Source organism: Priestia sp. FSL W8-0524 (genome assembly GCF_038005965.1).
Lineage (GTDB): Bacteria > Bacillota > Bacilli > Bacillales > Bacillaceae_H > Priestia > Priestia zanthoxyli.
Window position 1 is genome coordinate 3,941,882 of sequence record NZ_JBBOUG010000001.1, and the last position, 16,820, is coordinate 3,958,701.

Annotated in this window: 14 protein-coding genes; all 14 read right to left on the minus strand. The window is 38.5% G+C overall.

The features are described 5' to 3' along the window. Positions 1-2: 2 nt before the first annotated feature. Entirely contained in the window at positions 3-824 is an 822-nt protein-coding gene (gene pgeF / locus NST66_RS20600; protein WP_154991816.1) for a peptidoglycan editing factor PgeF, read from the minus strand. A gap of 74 nt (positions 825-898) precedes the next feature. After that, positions 899-1,153 carry a YlmC/YmxH family sporulation protein gene (locus tag NST66_RS20605; RefSeq protein WP_013058951.1) on the minus strand — a complete coding sequence of 85 codons (255 nt, stop codon included), beginning with the start codon at positions 1,151-1,153 and terminating at the stop codon, positions 899-901. 345 nt (positions 1,154-1,498) lie between these two features. Beyond that, positions 1,499-2,278 (minus strand): RNA polymerase sporulation sigma factor SigG, encoded by a 780-nt coding sequence (gene sigG / locus NST66_RS20610; RefSeq protein WP_013058952.1) that lies wholly within the window; start codon positions 2,276-2,278, stop codon positions 1,499-1,501. A 148-nt stretch (positions 2,279-2,426) separates the two neighbouring features. Further along, positions 2,427-3,146, minus strand: a complete 720-nt coding sequence (gene sigE, locus NST66_RS20615) for an RNA polymerase sporulation sigma factor SigE (protein ID WP_013058953.1) — start codon at positions 3,144-3,146, stop codon at positions 2,427-2,429. A gap of 30 nt (positions 3,147-3,176) precedes the next feature. Then, the gene (gene spoIIGA, locus NST66_RS20620; protein WP_014458377.1) at positions 3,177-4,100 is read right to left on the minus strand and encodes a sigma-E processing peptidase SpoIIGA; all 924 of its coding nucleotides are present in this window, start codon (positions 4,098-4,100) and stop codon (positions 3,177-3,179) included. 276 nt (positions 4,101-4,376) lie between these two features. After that, positions 4,377-5,534 (minus strand): cell division protein FtsZ, encoded by a 1,158-nt coding sequence (gene ftsZ, locus NST66_RS20625; RefSeq protein ID WP_013058955.1) that lies wholly within the window; start codon positions 5,532-5,534, stop codon positions 4,377-4,379. Between the two features lie 41 nt (positions 5,535-5,575). Continuing rightward, positions 5,576-6,871, minus strand: coding sequence for a cell division protein FtsA (ftsA, locus tag NST66_RS20630; protein WP_013058956.1), 1,296 nt, complete (start codon positions 6,869-6,871; stop codon positions 5,576-5,578). A 427-nt stretch (positions 6,872-7,298) separates the two neighbouring features. Beyond that, the gene (locus tag NST66_RS20635) at positions 7,299-8,057 is read right to left on the minus strand and encodes a cell division protein FtsQ/DivIB (RefSeq protein WP_033579764.1); all 759 of its coding nucleotides are present in this window, start codon (positions 8,055-8,057) and stop codon (positions 7,299-7,301) included. Positions 8,058-8,210: 153 nt separating this feature from the next. Continuing rightward, on the minus strand, positions 8,211-9,116 hold the full coding sequence (murB, locus tag NST66_RS20640; protein WP_028411473.1) for a UDP-N-acetylmuramate dehydrogenase: 906 nt from the start codon (positions 9,114-9,116) through the stop codon (positions 8,211-8,213). A gap of 540 nt (positions 9,117-9,656) precedes the next feature. Further along, positions 9,657-10,757, minus strand: a complete 1,101-nt coding sequence (gene spoVE, locus NST66_RS20645; RefSeq protein WP_013058959.1) for a stage V sporulation protein E — start codon at positions 10,755-10,757, stop codon at positions 9,657-9,659. Between the two features lie 61 nt (positions 10,758-10,818). Next, complete coding sequence (gene murD, locus NST66_RS20650; RefSeq protein ID WP_028411474.1) at positions 10,819-12,168, minus strand: UDP-N-acetylmuramoyl-L-alanine--D-glutamate ligase; 1,350 nt, start codon at positions 12,166-12,168, stop codon at positions 10,819-10,821. Beyond that, a complete protein-coding gene (gene mraY / locus NST66_RS20655) occupies positions 12,169-13,143 on the minus strand; it encodes a phospho-N-acetylmuramoyl-pentapeptide-transferase (RefSeq protein WP_013058961.1) in 975 nt (324 codons plus the stop codon). A 61-nt stretch (positions 13,144-13,204) separates the two neighbouring features. After that, positions 13,205-14,668: a UDP-N-acetylmuramoyl-L-alanyl-D-glutamate--2,6-diaminopimelate ligase gene (locus NST66_RS20660; RefSeq protein WP_028411475.1), complete on the minus strand. Its 1,464-nt coding sequence runs from the start codon at positions 14,666-14,668 to the stop codon at positions 13,205-13,207. 211 nt (positions 14,669-14,879) lie between these two features. Next, a complete protein-coding gene (locus NST66_RS20665; protein WP_340843681.1) occupies positions 14,880-16,796 on the minus strand; it encodes a stage V sporulation protein D in 1,917 nt (638 codons plus the stop codon). Positions 16,797-16,820: the final 24 nt, after the last annotated feature.

Genomic DNA, 16,820 nt, shown 5'->3' on the forward strand with positions numbered 1-16,820 from the left:
AATTACTCCTCCTTAAAGCCTATGAAGTTAAACATGCGTCCTGTTTTCCCTTGGTCGCGGCGATGTGAGAAGAACAGGTCATCTTCACAGCTTGTACAATACGACGATGTTAAAATTCGTTCCGGCAATACGCCTGCGTTTTGAATCAGCAGCTTATTGACTTTTTTTAAATTAAGCGCGTATTGTCCAGGGCTTACTTCTTGATATCCATTTTGGCCAACTACTTCGTTTACTTGTGTAATGACGCGGTTATCGACAACATAACAGCAATCTTCAATCGAAGGGCCAATCGCCACGTAAATATCTTCAACCGGAACATTTTCTTGCTCTACCCACAGCCGAATCATATTTCCTGCAATATCTTTTACTGTTCCCTTCCACCCAGCATGAGCAAGACCAACTAAATGGTGATCAGGCGCATAGAAGTACAGCGGAACACAATCTGCATAACATAAAGCTAACAAAATATCAGATTCATTTGTATAAATGCCATCCGCTGCTTTTATGCCCTCTTCATACTTGTAGAGTCCTTTTGCACAGTCGGCTTTTGTTACTTTTTGAACAGTTGCTTCATGTACTTGTTCAGCACATACAAAGCTTTCAAAAGACATGTCTAGTTCGGCTGCTAAAATTTTTCTATTTGTAATAACATCTTCTACGTTATCGTTTACGTGAAGCCCTAGGTTAAAAGAAGCAAATGGAGGTTTACTCACGCCACCATTTTTTGTGGTGAAACCAGCAACAAGCATATCATTCTTTTCTACCCAAGGGCTCAGCCACATAAACGACTCGTGATGGCTTTTTTTTAATGGCTCAGGATTCATGTATGTGACACATCCCTTGTTTCATTTGTTCTCACATATTGTACCACAGATTGCTAGGTGCTGTTGACAAAAAACTAATTCTCTTCAGGCTGAAATGCGTCTTTATAACGTACTAAAATGACATCGGAACCAATTTTCACAATATTTTTCCACGGAATCACAATTTCATCATCTTTTCCAAAGAAGCCCAATACACGAGAGCCTCCGATAATGACGGCCTGTATTTTTCCCGTTGTTAAGTCAATATCAATATCCCCTACATTTCCAAGTTTTTTGCCATCAGCTACATTCACTACATCTTTCAGCTGAAACTCTGAAATCTTTAACATGCTCTCTCCTCCTATAGCCAACTTTATTCCTTAGCCTATATATATTTTCAAATTTTCATTTCATGAAGGAAAAGCTTATTTTTTCTCTGCCATTCTCTTTCTATAAGCATTTTGTTCACTAATTACACAGTTTTTCATCAAGAGACATTCTCAACAAGCAGCGAGAAGTCCTCATAGCAATAGGAAATCTAACATGAATATCTTTTGGTTATGTATTCATTGATACATACAAAATAAGCATCGTGTCTGTTTTTATAGACACGATGCTTATTAAGTTGAACATCAAATAAAGTGAATGGTATTGATTGTATGAACAAGAGCAGCTGCCAGTTTAGAGAGCTTTTGTTAACTTTGAATATTTTTATTCATCTGTTTAATAGCAGCTTTTTCTAAACGAGAAACCTGCGCTTGAGAAATACCAATTTCTTCAGCAACTTCCATCTGTGTTTTACCTTGGAAGAAGCGCTTTCGTAAAATTAGTTTTTCTCGCTCGTTCAATCTTCTCATACCTTCTTGCAAAGCAATTTCTTCAATCCAAGTTGAATCACGGTTGCGTTCATCGCTTAGCTGATCCATCACATAGATTGGGTCTCCGCCATCATTGTAAATAGGTTCAAATAAAGAAACCGGATCTTGGATAGCATCTAAAGCAAACACAATTTCTTCATGCGGTACTTCTAGGACTTTTGAAATTTCCTCAGCTGTAGGTTCCTTGGATGTTTCACTCATAAGCCTTTCACGAACTTGAAGAGCTTTATAAGCAATATCACGAAGGGAACGAGAAACACGGATTGGATTATTGTCACGTAAATAGCGGCGAATTTCCCCTATAATCATTGGGACAGCATATGTAGAAAACTTCACGTTTTGACTTAAATCAAAATTGTCAATGGATTTCATTAATCCAATACACCCAACCTGAAATAAGTCATCAACAAATTCTCCACGATTGTTAAAACGTTGGATCACGCTGAGTACGAGACGTAAATTTCCGCTTACTAGCTTTTCTCTTGCTGTTCCATCTCCAGCCTGCATTTGTTTAAACAACTTTCGCATTTCTTCATTTTTTAATACGGGAAGTTTCGAAGTATCTACTCCACAAATTTCTACTTTATTTCTTGTCAACTCTTTCCCTCCTAACAGGAGATGATGTTCTGAATTCAGTATCTCCTCCGGAGGAAAAAATATGCACTTTTACAATTCTGACAATTCCACGCTAAAAAAGCTGATTGTATAAGATGCTTCTCAGCCCTTATACAATCAGCTTTTTTACTTAAACCATTTTATTAAATTCTTTTCGCAGCCGTTTAATAATTCGTTTTTCGAGCCTTGAAATATAAGACTGAGAAATGCCTAGCATATCGGCTACATCTTTTTGCGTTTTTTCTTCTCCGCCGGCTAGCCCAAAGCGCAGCTCCATAATTTGCTTTTCACGATCATTTAATTGGTGCAGTGCTTTCAGCAAAAGTTTTCGATCTACATTCGCTTCTAGGTCTTTTGTGATGATATCTTCTTCGGTTCCCATCACGTCAGACAATAACAGTTCGTTTCCATCCCAATCAATATTTAACGGCTCATCAAATGAAACTTCAGATCGAATTTTATTGTTGCGGCGCAAATACATTAAAATTTCATTTTCAATACAGCGAGAGGCGTACGTCGCTAGCTTAATTTTCTTTTCAGGATTAAACGTGTTTACTGCTTTAATTAAACCGATGGTGCCGATGCTAATTAAATCCTCAATATTGATTCCCGTATTTTCAAACTTGCGGGCAATATAAACAACAAGTCGCAAATTACGCTCAATCAACAGTGAACGTGCTGCTTCATCTCCTGATGGAAGTTTCTTCAAGAGCACTTCTTCTTCATCTTTTGTTAAAGGTGGTGGAAGAGCTTCACTTCCTCCTATATAGTACACTTCATCTGTTTTTAGCTTAAGTTTAATTAATAATTTGTACCACCATAATTGAAATCGAATTCGATATGTAGCCATTGTGTATCCTCCTTTATTTGTTCACACCTTTTACGATGCGGAACTTACTTCTCCAATAACGATAAGCTTCGGATGAACAATACATTCATATTGCTTCTCCACTGAAAGCGTTGTATGACTAATACCTACTAATACTTTAGTGACTTCAATCGTGTTGGACTGATGAACCAGCCTTACCATATCTGGCTTTAGAGCAAGCAGCAGCTGATTGGCTTGGCCTACGCTTCGATAAGGGACAAAGCGGACTTTTGAATACCACTCTTGATCAATATCTTCGCTGTGTGAAAAGGATTGAACATTTTTGCTTAATTCCATTAAGCCTTCAGGCAATATTTCTTTTAAAGAATCTGCTGTAACAATCATAACCGGGGTTTTCGTCAGCGGATCTACAAGCTGATTCCCACTATCAATAAGTCCTTTCATCGACAGCGTCTGTTCGTTTAAAATAACTTCTACATCTACCAGCTGATCAAATGTAATATTTTTCATTCGCAAATCATCAACTCGTGCTTTTGAAAAATAAGATAATAGCGGAAAACCAATAAGAACAAATATCCAGCTAATAGGATCACCAAACTGTGGAGATTTCGTATCAACCATTTGATTAAGAACAAGGAACTGATCTTGAAATAAAAAGTGAACGCCCATTAACCCTCCACCCACAACAAAGGTTGCAAAATAAAATGTTAATAAATTCTCAAAGAAAAAGCGCAGTCGTTTATAACCAAACGCCATCAATACCATAAAAAACGAGAATAAAATTTTAATAGCAGGGTGAACCATAAGATGAGAAAAAGGTGTAAACATAAGAAGGACAATCAATGAACCGATAAAGCCGCCAAGCAAAAGCCGCCACCACTTGTAATTCCGTTTAAGTACAACAGCACATAACATTAGTAAGATCGTATCTAACCCAAAATTCAGCATCCATATTAAATCTAAATAGATTGGCAATGTTTATAACCTCTCCATTCTTTCTGAATTTTTCTGTTAAAAATTAGTATATAGTACATCCTATTAGAAAGTCTGTCAGTTCATGCCGAGAAACAAGCAGTATTTTTGAGGAAATCATTCGATATTTGTCACACTACTTTTAGAAAGAAAACACAAACCCTTTGAAGGCGTCATATTGACCATGTCGAATGTTTTTTATACTCTTTTTGAGTTTTCTAGATTCATTGCATAAAAAAAGACCTCTGTATAAAACAGAGGTCTTGGCTTTTTATTTTCTTAGCGTCTACGATTACGGTTTCGTAAGAATGTTGGAATATCTAGCGCATCTTCAGACTGTGGCTGAGATGGACGCGTATATTCTTGCTGTACAGGTTCTTCACGCTTTACTTCACGCTTCGGCTGTGGAGCCGGTTGCTGTGTCGATTGCTGCATGCGATTCGCCGATAACGAAGGACGACCTGGTTTTGGCTGTGATAAATCTTGGTCACTAAAGCCAGTTGCAATAACTGTAACAACAATCTCATCTTTTAGGTTTTCGTTAATAACAGATCCAAAGATCATGTTCACTTCTTGGTCAGAAGCCGAAGCAACGATATCTGCAGCTTCTTGTACTTCGTAAAGACTTAGGTTTGTACCGCCTGTGATATTCATTAATACACCTTGAGCTCCATCGATAGATGTTTCAAGAAGTGGACTTGAAATAGCTTTTTTAGCTGCTTCAGCAGCGCGGTTTTCACCAGTCGCAATACCGATACCCATAAGTGCAGATCCTTTGTTAGACATAATTGTTTTCACGTCCGCGAAGTCTAAGTTAATTAATCCAGGAACTGCGATTAAATCTGAAATACCTTGCACACCTTGTCGTAATACGTTATCCGCTTCACGGAACGCTTCTAGCATTGGCGTGTTTTTATCAACGATTTCTAATAAGCGATCATTTGGAATAACAATCAGCGTATCCACTGCTTCTTTCATTGACGCAATGCCGCCTGCCGCTTGAGTAGAACGCTTACGGCCTTCAAACGTAAATGGACGAGTAACAACGCCTACCGTTAGTGCTCCTAGCTCACGAGCAATTTGGGCAATGACTGGAGCTGCACCAGTTCCAGTTCCTCCACCCATACCAGCTGTTACGAAAACCATGTCTGCACCTTTTAGTGCTTCTTGGATTTGTTCCTTACTTTCTTCAGCTGCTTTTTTACCAACTTCTGGATTAGCACCTGCACCTAATCCTCTTGTTAATTTAGCGCCGATTTGCATTTTTGTTTCAGCTTTTGATAAATTTAATGCCTGTGCATCTGTATTAACTGCAATAAATTCTACACCTTGGACGCCATGTTCAATCATTCGGTTAACCGCGTTGTTACCGCCGCCTCCGACACCGATTACTTTAATCGTCGCTAATTGGTCTACACTTGTATCAAACTCCAACATGATAGTTCCTCCTAATTCTTCGAAATTACCAATCCGTAACGTTAATCAAAGAAGTATCCAAAAAACTTCTTCATTAAATTTTGGTCATTTTTCTTTTTCGGCTGCTCAGCTGATTGTTGCGGCTGCTGTGGTTTCGGGCTAGGTTTAATCATTTCTTGCTCAATCGGCTCTTCTTCCACAACTGGCGCTCCAATTTCCCGGCCTTGTATTTTAGCATTTTTATATGCAAATTTTATTAATCCTACGCCTGTTGTATAATGCGGCTCACGTACTCCAATATAATCAGGCACTGCTATGCGCACGTTATTCTTTAAAATCACTTGAGCTAGCTCAAGAATACCAGGCATCGCTACTACTCCGCCTGTTAGAACAAATCCTCCTGGAATATCTTTGTATCCTAGGCGGTTTACCTCCTGCGTAATCATATCTAAAATCTCTTCTAATCTAGCTTCAATAATATCAGAGATTTCGAGCTGATTAAACTGCTGATGCTGATCGCTTCCAATGATCGGTACACTAAATACTTCTTCTTCAGAAGCATGATCGTAGAAAGCATGTCCATGCTTTATCTTAATATTTTCTGCGTCTTCAGTCGATGTGCGAAGGCCAATCGATAAATCTTTGGTAATGTGCTCTCCGCCAACAGCTAGTACATTTGTTACTTTCAAATGTCCTTGGTCAAAGATCGCAACCGTTGTTGAACCTCCACCGATATCTACCAGTGCGACACCTAAGTTTTTTTCATCACGAGATAATGCAATTGAACCAGCGGCTAGAGGCTGTAAACAAATATCACTGATTTCTAAACCAGCTCTTTCTACACAGCGTAATAAGTTATGTAAAACCGTTCTAGATCCTGTTATGATTGTGCCTTCCATTTCTAAACGTACCCCAATCATACCTCTAGGATCGTTAATACCTTCTAAGCCATCTACGATAAATTGCTTTGGAATAACATCAATGATTTCACGATCTGGCGGGATAGACATGACTTGAGCAGCATCAATTACTCGATGAATATCTTCGTTTGTAATTTCACGATTTTCGCTTGACACGGCTACTACTCCGTGACAATCCTGTAAAAATACATGATTTCCGCTTATGCCCACTACAACCTTTTTAATTGTAATGCCTACCATTCGTTCAGCTTGTTCTACTGCTTTTCTAATAGATTGAACTGTTGCATCTATATCAACGATAGAACCTTTTTTTAGTCCGTGTGATTTAACATTCCCTACACCAATGATATTCAATGAATCGTTACTCATCTCTCCGATGATTACTTTCACACTGGATGTACCGATGTCTAAACTAACGTATATTTCATTGCTGTTCATTCTTTGGCACCTCCTTTTTCTTTCTGCACATGTCATCTTAAATAAATTAAGAAGAACAACAATATTAATTTTTTATTATATGAAAATATTCAACAAATACATCTGTTTCCCTTTTGTAAAATCAATTTTTTTCAAGTTTTTCACAGACTTTATCTCTTTCAAAGAACAAAACGTTCTTGTTTTGACTTTTTTTTAGATTTAAGCCTCAAATTCACTGAAAAAAAGCTATTTAACTACAAGTCTACACTAAGATGTACACTGAGAAAAGCGAAACTTACCTAGAACAAATATTACATTTCCATTTCACAGCAGCGGAGAAGAAAATCATATGTATGCAGAATACTTGCATGTGATTATACAATGTACAAGGGCTAGTTTGCCAGTCTCAACTCATCTATTTCCTTTAATTAACACTTATAAAAAATAATTACTGCTTGCTCTTTTTATAAGGTTTAAATGCATATCCTTCTTCTAAATCAATAATGCCTTTTTGATCATCACTCAATTTACTTGCAATAGCTGGGTAATGAATAATTTTATCAGAGAAGTTGCTAATTTTCCCGCTTACTTCACGCGTATCATTCATAAACACCTCGATGTGAAGAGGTTCTGATTTTGTCGGCGCGTAGTAAATCTCAGAAATAGCCCCTTTTATACTCTTAGGCGTTTTAGCTAATTCTTGAACCATGCTTTGTATAGCGTCTCCGTCTTTCCAGTCAATTAGCAACGGAGCGTCGGATGACACTTTCTTAGCACTTACTTCTTTTAAAACTTTTCCATTTTCATTCACAGGGAAATATTTATTCCCCGAGGTTACATATGCAATTCTTGCGTACTCTTTTACGTCGATTACAACCTTATTAGGAAATGTTTTATGAATGACAGCTTCCTTTACCTCAGGGTTTTTTTCGACTTTTTCTTGAATTTGATCAGCGTCAGCTTTCCAGTAGCTGGTTTTTTTGGACAGACCACTCGCTTTGACAATATCCTTATCACTTACATGTTTATTCCCTTGTACTTCAATGTTAGAAACATTACTCAGAGAAGATTGAGAATATACAATAAATAAAATAAGGATGAAAAAGAGTGATAAATACAAAATAAGCCGTCTATTTGCTTTTTGCTTTCGCTGTTCTTGCAGCTTCGGTACACGATCTTCTAAAACAATTAACTTACCTTTTTCCATTTTTTTCACCCTTATCCATTTGAGAAAATAAACGAGGACTTACCATCTATTTATTTCCAATCTTTGCTTCATGAGAATATCCCCATTATAGCATAGAATAAACACATAAAAGCTACCTTTTCACGCATAACCATACAGCGAAGGGCTGAGTAATTAGCGACCGATAATCTCAACTTCTGTATGAATATCAATATCGAATTTCTCTTTAATTGTTTTCTTAACATGAGCAATTAAATTCAGCACGTCTGAAGCCGTTGCATCTCCTGTATTGACAATGAAGTTCGCATGCTGTTCACTAATTTGCGCACCGCCTACTGAAAAACCTTTTAAGTTGGACTTTTCAATTAAGTCTCCTGCATAATTTGGAAGCGGATTTCTAAAAATACTTCCTGCACAAGGGAAATTCCAAGGCTGTGTTTCGCGGCGATAGTCTTTATTTTTCTGCATGACCGCCACAATATCATCTTTCGTTCCCTTTTTCAAACGCAGCACAGCTTCTACACATACTCCAGGACGGTCTTTTTGTAGAATGGAATGACGATACGAAAATTGAAGCTCTTCATTTGTCAGCCACTCCAGAGTGCCATCTTCAAATAAAATCAGCGCTTTTTCGACTACATGAGACATATCAGAACCATGGGCACCTGCATTCATATAAACAGCGCCTCCCACAGATCCAGGAATTCCACTTGAAAACTCCAATCCAGACAGACCTTGTTTTGTAATAACTGTTGCAAGCTTGATGCTAGGGTATCCCCCACCTACAGTAACCGTCTCTCCATCTACTGTTAAATCATCTAATCCGGCTCCGAGCTTAATGACCACACCTTCAATTCCCTTATCAGAAACAAGAAGATTAGATCCTCGACCAATCGCTCTCCATTTCACGCCGTGTTTTTTAATCATATCCATTGTAACTTTTAAGTGATCAACAGAATCAGGTTCTACAAGCACATCTGCTGGACCACCAATTTTCATTGTTGTATGTTTTGCTAGCGGTTCATTTTCACGAACCTTTCCAATATTCGCTTCGACTAACTCTTTTACTAACGCTTCCATAAGAACCTCCTAAAACCCTCTTTGCTGTTATAAAACTTTCATGTCAATGCGCCCTTACTTCTAATGCATAAGAATAATAAGAACAGATTCATAACTAAGCAGCAGCACCTTGTAAGATACCTTTTTTCTACGAAGGCACTCTATTCTGTTGTCAATTTCATCATTTTTATTTATCGTATGACATTCACCCATAGAATGTACGTTCATCTGCTATATAAAGTAATTTTGATTGTTTTTTTATCGTTTTTCATTTAGAAGTTAAACACATGCTGACAGTCATAAAAAAACGCTACGCTCATAAGTGCACATACGTTCACCTACTCACTAAGATAAAACATTTAACCTTACACATCATACCATAGTTGGACTCAAAATTGGTTATCACAACATTACATTTTAAAAACATTTCATACAAAAATATCATCTATCTGTAAAAAATCGAAAATAAACCGCCAACAAAATCCGGCGTGCACTTGGATTTAAGATGACGGTTTACTTCAGTAGACCATTGCCTACTTGACATTATACAATTTTTTTCAATTAATAGCGAGAATATCTACTAACATTTAACAAAACTCCAACTGCTGCCAGCATGAGCGTCAGCGACGATCCGCCGTAACTTAAAAATGGAAGCGTAATTCCCGTAACAGGCATAAGACCTGTTACCACGCCTATATTGATCATGACTTGAATCGCAACCATTGAAATAATTCCTAAGGCTAAGAACGTTCCGTAAAGATCAGGTGCTCCCAGCGCTACTTTAATTCCTCTCCAAAGCAATAAGCTAAACAAAAGTAGCACAAGTGTTCCGCCGATAAAACCGAGCTCTTCTGCCAGAATAGCAAAAATAAAATCAGTTTGAGGCTCCGGCAGATAAAAGAACTTTTGTCTACTTTGCCCTAACCCTAATCCAAGCAATCCCCCCGGCCCAATTGCATAAAGAGATTGAATGATTTGAAACCCGCTTCCAAGCGGATCTTCCCAAGGATTTAAAAATGAGGTGATGCGTTTAATCCGATAAGGAGCTGATAAAACAAGCCCTACAAAACCGGCAACGCCAAGCAACCCAAGACCTGCAAAGTGACTTACCTTTGCTCCTGAAACAAAAATCATGACTAAACAAGTTCCAACAAGCACCGTTCCAGTTCCTAAATCCGGCTGCATCATAATAATGCCAAACGGTAAGAAAACCAGTAATAACGCCGGTAACATTCCTTTTCTAAAGGATGTAATTTTCTTCTGGTTTTCTGATAAATATTTCGCTAAAAATATAATCATAGCAAACTTCATAAATTCTGAAGGCTGAATCGAAAACGCTCCAACTCCTATCCAACTTTGCGACCCATTCCGTACTAGCCCTACTCCCGGAATCAATACAAGTACCAGCATAACAAAGCAAATGATTACAATTGGCTTTGCCCACGTACGCCACATCCAATAATCAATATTCATGATGACAAACATCGCGCATACTCCAAGCCCTGCAAATAAGAGCTGGCGTTTAGCAAAGAAAAAAGAATCATTAAACTTGTATGTAGCCCATACCGCACTTGCACTGTATACCATGATAAGGCCGATGGTTAGCAAGGAAAGCGTAACGATTATGAGAAAAAAATCTGGGGTAGACCTTTTTGTCGACACTGTCACACACCTCTAAAAATAGATTAGGGCTAGTGTATTTTCTAGGTGTTTAGACAAGCCCTTATTTCAGTTTATGCACAGATTCAATAAAGATGTCACCACGTTCTTCAAAAGTTTTAAATTGATCCCAGCTTGCACAAGCAGGAGATAATAAAATAACATCTTCTTCATCTGAACAAGCATATGCTTCTGAAACTGCTTGTTTAACATTATCGACACGTTTTACAATTTGTATTCCCTCTTCTTTGGCTACGCGTTCAATTTTAGGAGCCGTTTCACCAAACGTAATAACAGCTTTCACATTTTTAAACTCTTCTTTTAAATCATCAAACTCATTGCCGCGATCGAGTCCGCCTGCAAGTAGAATCGTCGGCTGTGAAAAAGCGGAAAGAGCTACTTTTGTAGCAAGCATATTTGTAGCTTTAGAGTCATTATAAAACTTACGTTTGTTGATTGTCGTGACATATTGAACGCGGTGTTTAACACCAGCAAACGTTGTGAGCACGGAGTAGATAGCTTCATTTGAACAGCCGTACAGCTTCACAACGGATACAGCTGCTAAAATATTTTCTTGATTATGTTTGCCTGGCAGCACCACATCTTTTAACGACATCACTTCTTCATCTTTAAAGAAAATCGTTTCGTTTTTAATATACGCTCCTTCTGTCGTTTGAGCTGTAACAGAAAAAGGTACTTTTGTCGCTTTAATATTTGCACTAGCTTTCATCACTAGCTCATCATCCGCATTAATAACGGCAAAGTCTTCACTTGTTTGATTGTTAAAGAGATTTGCTTTCGCTTTAATATATTCCTCTTTTGTACCATGATAGTCTAAGTGAGCATCAAACAAATTCAATAATAAAGAGATTTTCGGACGGAATTTTTCAATTCCCATCAGCTGAAAAGAAGAAAGCTCCGTTACAATTACATTGTCCTTTGTTGCTTTTTGCGCCACTTCACAAGCTACTGTTCCAATATTTCCAGCAATCAACGGCTGCTTTTGATCTTCTTCTAACATTTTATAAATGAGCGTTGTTGTTGTTGTCTTCCCATTGCTTCCCGTAATTCCGATAAAAGGAGCTTCGCTAATTTCATAAGCTAATTCTACCTCTGTTAAAATCGGAATATGTCGCTTTAATGCTTCTTGCAATAGAACATTTGAATACGGAATCCCAGGGTTTTTTACAATAACGTCCGCTTTGTCTAAAAGCTCAAGCGGATGATGTCCACAGACAACTTCAATGCCCGTTTTTTCTAATTCCTGTGCTGCTGCGTTCTCTTCGTACGGTTTTTGATCATTAACGACTACTTTAGCACCAAGCTGTTTAACTAACTGAGCGGCTGCTAAACCGCTCTTGGCTAATCCTAAAATAAGTACTTGTTTACCTTGATACGTATTGACTGATTTCATTTAAATCCACACCTCGATATAAATTCCAAGCATTGCAAATAATAGTCCTACAGCCCAAAAAGTCATAACTACGCGCCATTCCGACCAGCCGCTTAGCTCGTAATGGTGATGAAGCGGGCTCATTTTAAACACACGTTTTCCTGTTGTTTTGAAAGATGCGACTTGAATAATAACAGATAATGTTTCAATAACAAACACACCACCGATAATAACAAGCAAGAATTCCATTTTCATTAAGACAGCCACCGTAGCGATAGCTCCTCCTAGCGCTAAAGAACCCGTATCTCCCATAAATACTTTTGCAGGATGGGCATTAAAAACTAAAAATCCTAACACAGCTCCTACTACAGCAACTGAGAAAATAGATAGTTCAAACTGCTCTGCATTCCAGGCGAGAACTGCAAATGCACCAAAAGCAATCGCACTTGTACCAGATACAAGTCCGTCTAATCCATCCGTTAAGTTGACCGCGTTTGAAAAACCAACAAGCCAGATGATGAGGAAAACAACATAAAACCAACCTAAATCGATTGGGTCTTTAATTCCTGGAATCGTCACTTCAGTTGAAAACTCAAACTGTCTTGCAATAAAGTAAAAAATAATTGAAATGACAACCTGACCTAAAAACTTTTGTTTAGATGTTAATCCAAGGTTACGCTTTAACACTACTTTTATAAAATCATCTAAAAATCCTAATAAACCAAATCCGATTGTGACAAATAATAATAGAAACGTCTTATATGTAAGTTCTGCATATTGATTGACCATAATAAGAGTTGCCACAATAATAGATAATAAAATCATGATACCGCCCATTGTAGGTGTACCTGATTTTTTTTGGTGAGATTTCGGGCCTTCATCACGAATACTTTGACCAAACTTTAATCTTCTTAAGAAGGGAATAAAAATCGGCGACAATACAACCGTAATCAAAAAGGCTACGCCGATTGTCAATAAAATTGATTGTTCTAGCACGATGCCCCCTCCTTAACTTCTAACTCATTCCGACTCATTTTGTTCTCTACCCATTTCATTACTACTTTCGCTCCTCAATCATTTTGCGTGCTACTTCTCGATCGTCAAAATCGAATACTTTTTTACCAATAATTTGATAGGTCTCGTGCCCTTTTCCAGCAATGACAATAACATCATCTGCATGCGCTGTTTCCACTGCATAGCGAATAGCTTCTGCACGATCAGCAATCGTCACATAGTTATCTGTATCCAAACCTTCTTCCATATCTTTTAAAATAGCCAATGGATCTTCACTTCGTGGATTATCAGATGTCAAAATAGCTTGTGTACTGTATTCAGCTGCAATCCGAGCCATGATTGGTCGTTTTGTACGATCTCGATCTCCGCCACAACCAACAATAACATATATATTGCGTTTTGCGAATTCTTTTACAGTTTTTAACACGTTCTCTAAGCTGTCCGGCGTGTGGGCATAATCCACGATAACCGTAAAATCTTGCTGCGCATCAACCACTTCAAAACGCCCAGACACACCTTCTAACACTTTTATTTCCTCGACAATAACTGACAGAGGGAGACCAGATACTAAACATGCAGCCGTAGCCGCTAATACGTTGTAGACGCTAAATTTCCCAATAAGCTTCATTTCTACAGAAACCGTTTCTGTCGGTGTTGTCAAATCGAACGTTGTGCCGCTGTTTGTAATTTGAATATTCGTTGCACGAATATCACTTTCACGGTCAATACCATACGTAATCACTGTAGCAGCCGTGTTTTTAATATATTCCTCGGTTGCCGCATCATCGACATTAAGAACAGCAAATTTAGGACGAGTATGGTTATAAGCATTTCCTAACTGTGCAAATAGCAACCCTTTCGCACGACGATAATCTTCCATTGTATGATGATAGTCGAGGTGATCTTGCGTTAAGTTACTAAATACCGCCACGTCAAAGTCGCACCCGTGTACGCGTCCTAAGTCAAGCGCGTGAGATGATACTTCCATCATCGCTACTTCTACATTCTCTTCCACCATTTGATTAAATGTTTTTTGAAGAGTCAGCGATTCAGGCGTTGTGTTTTTCACATCATAAGACGTATCACCAATACGAATTTCAATCGTTCCAATTAGACCCGTCTTTTTATGCTGTGATTTAAAGATATGCTCAATTAAATGTGTAATCGTTGTTTTTCCATTTGTGCCTGTTACACCAATTAAATGCATTTTTTGTGTGGGCTGATTGTAGAAAGCATCCGCCAGCACTGCCATTGCTCGCTTTGTACTCTTCACGCGTACAACGGGCACTTCTACATCCACAGGCTTTTCTGCTAAGATTGCTACTGCCCCTTTTTCCACAGCCATCTGTGCAAAGCTATGACCATCAACCGTATAGCCGTCTATACAAATGAACAATGCTCCGGGCTTAACTTCTCTTGAATCCATTTCAATTGACGTAATATCAATATTCTGTTCAGGAAGCTGAACAAAATCATGTAAATGTGTTAGTAGTTCTCGTAAATCCATTCCTACCATGTCCTCTCTATTTGTAAAGTGAAACGTTTGTTATAAGACGCTATGGCAACTATTCTTCTTTTTCTAGCACCTAACCTATTACATTTTACAGAAAAAGAAGCCCGGAGGGAACACCCCCAAGGCTTATTTGTTGATTTCATGTTCACACGCAGCGTAACCTGCTGATTATCATGCAAGGAAGAATAATAGTTTATAGAGATTTTTATTTTCCCATATAAACTCTAACCGTTTCGCCTTCTTTAACTTTCGTTCCGGCTGCAGGAGACTGCTTGACCACTTTATCTCCTTCGCCACTCACATCTAATTTTAAATTAAGTAGCTGTTCTTGTAACTCTTTTTTTGACATTCCTACGACATTTGGTACTTTTATCATTGGTGTGTCCAGCCACGTTAACTCTTTTTCAATTTGTCCTTTACGCGGTTTAACGTCCATCACACGCAAACTGTCTTCAATCATTTTACCTACAATCGGAGCTGCTACCACTCCACCAAACTGAATGGTGCCCTTTGGATTATCAACCGCAACATACACGACAATTTCAGGGTTATCTGCTGGTGCAACACCGATAAAAGAAACGATGTGATTATTTTTTAAATACTTTCCATTTTGAGCTTTCTGCGCCGTACCCGTCTTTCCTCCAACGCGGTACCCTTCCACAAAAGCTCCTTTTCCGCTTCCTTGTGCGACTACACTTTCAAGAGCAAAACGCACTTGCTTAGACGTTTCCTCGGAAATAACTTTTCGCTTAGCAACCGGTTTATGACTGCTTACAACTTTTCCAGTAGTTGGATCCACCCACTCTTTTGCAATATAAGGTTCATAAAGCGTTCCACCGTTTACGGCTGCTGAAACAGCAGCTACTTGTTGAATAGGAGTAACAGCAACCCCTTGCCCAAAAGCTGTTGTAGCTTGTTCAACCGGACCCACGCGCTCAAGCGGGAACAAAATTCCTTTTGCTTCCCCTTGTAAATCAATACCTGTTTTTTGACCAAAGCCAAATTCTTTAATGTATTTGAACAATTTCTCTTTTCCTAAACGTTCCCCAAGCTCCACAAAACCAGGGTTACATGAGTTCTGTACAACTTCTAAAAAAGACTGCTGTCCGTGTCCGCCTTTTTTCCAGCAGCGAAGTCTCGCTCCTCCAACTTCCGCGGCTCCATCATCGTAGAATTGATCTTTTAGTAAATCCACTTTCTTTTCTTCAAGAGCAGCTGCCAGTGTAATAATCTTAAACGTTGATCCGGGCTCATATACGCTCCAGATTGGAAGATTGCGATTATACACCTCAGGCTTCACATTTTTAAAATCCGTTGGATCAAAGCCCGGACGACTTGACATACCTAAAATTTCACCGTTTTTAGGATTCATGGCAATGGCAATCATACCATCTGGATTATAAGCTGTCTGAGCATTATCCAACTCACGCTCCATGATTGTTTGCACACGTGAATCAATGGTCAATCTCAAATCGAGCCCGTCCACAGGCGCTGTGTAGTCATCGGCTATATTGGGCATCTTTTTACCTTTAGCATCAGAATACAATTTAACTGAACCTTTTTGTCCTTTTAGCTCTTTATCATAATATAATTCAAGGCCCGTTAACCCTTGATTATCTACTCCCGCAAAGCCTAATACATGCGACAAATAACTTCCAAACGGATAGTACCGCTTCGAATCCTCAGCTATATATACGCCTTTTAAATTTAAATTTCGCACTTCATTTGCTTTCGCATGTGAAATTTTTCTTCCTTCAGGACGCAAATATACGCTAGAAGAAGCTTTTGTTATTTGTTCATATACTTTTTCTTTTGATGCTCCCAGCACTTTTGCTAACTTTTCAGCCGTAACAGCTGGATTTTCAACTTGTCTTGGCATAACTAAAACGGTCGGTGCACTTTTATTTGTAGCAAGTGCCACATCATTGCGATCTAGTATCTTTCCTCTTTCAGGTTCAAAAGGAATATTCCGACTCCATAAGTCTTTGGCTTTTTCAGTTAGCGTATCCCCAGTCAGCAACTGTACATATCCAAGCCTTGTATCAATAATCAAAAACACAATAAAACCGACAAACAAAACAATGGCTAGCCTTTTACGAACTGTGACTCCTGATACCCGCATATATTAGAACCTCCTCTGAATCGG